The sequence below is a fragment of the Paenibacillus sp. YSY-4.3 genome (genome assembly GCF_054767475.1).
Genome location: NZ_BAABMC010000022.1, coordinates 1 through 1520, shown reverse-complemented (window position 1 = coordinate 1520; position 1520 = coordinate 1). Strand labels below are relative to the sequence as shown.

Annotated in this window: 1 protein-coding gene; it reads left to right on the top strand. The window is 57.5% G+C overall.

Annotation, left to right across the window (positions count from 1 at the left end; genetic code table 11):
* On the top strand, positions 1-1520 hold a 1520-nt coding region (locus tag ACYUJT_RS25350; protein WP_460327702.1), incomplete at both ends, for an amino acid adenylation domain-containing protein.

Below are 1520 nucleotides of genomic sequence, written 5' to 3'. Positions count from 1 at the left end.
AGCAGCCTGACGTATCGGGAGCTGGACGAGCAAGCCAGCCGGTTGGCGGTATGGCTTCAAGCGCAAGGGATCGGCCCGGGTCAACGCGTTGGCCTATTGCTGGAGCATTCCATCGAGCTGGTGGTGGCTGTGCTGGGAGTTCTCAAATCGGGCGCATCCTACGTTCCGATCGATCCGGCGTATCCGGCCGAGCGGGTAGCCTATCTGGCGGAGGACAGCGGCCTAACCCTGTGCCTGAAGCAGAAAAGGTATGACTGGCCTAAGGATAACGCCGTCGATATCGAAGAGATGAATCTGCACAGCGGAAGCACCAGCTATACGCCGTCTGCGCAGCCTGAGGATGAGGCCTACTTAATCTATACGTCAGGCTCAACGGGAAAACCCAAAGGCGTGATGGTGAGCCACCGGAGCGTGATCAACTACCTCTGGTGGGCAAAAAAGATGTATGTGAAGGAAGAGCGTCTGGCCTTCCCGCTCTATTCCTCCATTTCATTTGACTTGACGGTGACCTCGCTCTTCACCCCGCTGCTGACGGGAAATCCGCTGATCGTGTACCGTCAGGAGCATAAGGGAGACCTGCTGCTGCGGATCTTGTCCGAGGATGAGGCAGGCATCATCAAATTAACGCCTACCCATTTGAAGATGCTGCTGGCGAGCGAGCACAAGCCAAGCCGTTTGAAGCGGCTGATCGTAGGCGGAGAGAATTTGGACAGCCAGCTGGCATATCAGGTGTCGGAGCGCTTCAACCATGAGATTGAAATATACAACGAGTACGGCCCGACAGAAACGGTGGTAGGCTGCATGATTCACCGCTATGACCCGCAGCAGGAGCTGGAAGGAAGCGTGCCGATCGGGATCCCGGCGGACAATGTGCAAATCCATGTGCTGGATCAGTACATGCATCCAACTCCGTCCGGCGTGATCGGGGAGATTTATATCGGCGGGGAAGGCGTCGCCAAGGGATATTGGAACAACCCGAAACAGACGGAGGAGCGCTTTATGCCGGATATGCTGGACCCGGCCCGTCGGATGTACAAGACAGGGGATCTGGGGCGCCGTTTAAGCGACGGGACAATCCAATACGTCGGGCGCCGGGATGAGCAGGTGAAGGTACGGGGCTACCGGATAGAGCTGGGTGAAGTTGAAGCGGAGCTGAGAAGCTGCGCAGGGATAGAAGAAGCGGTTGTGCTGGCGCAGCCGGACAAAGACGGGGAAGGAGCAAGCCTGTGGGCTTATGTGAAAGCCAGGGGGGAATGGAAGAAGGAAGAGGTGCTGGAGCAGTTAGGCCGCAGACTACCGGAGTACATGGTTCCCACGCAAATTCGGCCGGTGAAGGAAATGCCCGTGACGGCTAACGGCAAAATCGACCGGAAGGCGCTTGCGGAGCAATACCGGGAAGAGGAGCGGGAGTACGTCAGCCCAAGAAACAGCATGGAGGAAGTGCTGGTGGAGATGTGGATGGAGAGCCTTGGGGTTGCCCAGCTTGGCATCCGTGACAATTTCTTCGAGAACGGCGGGCA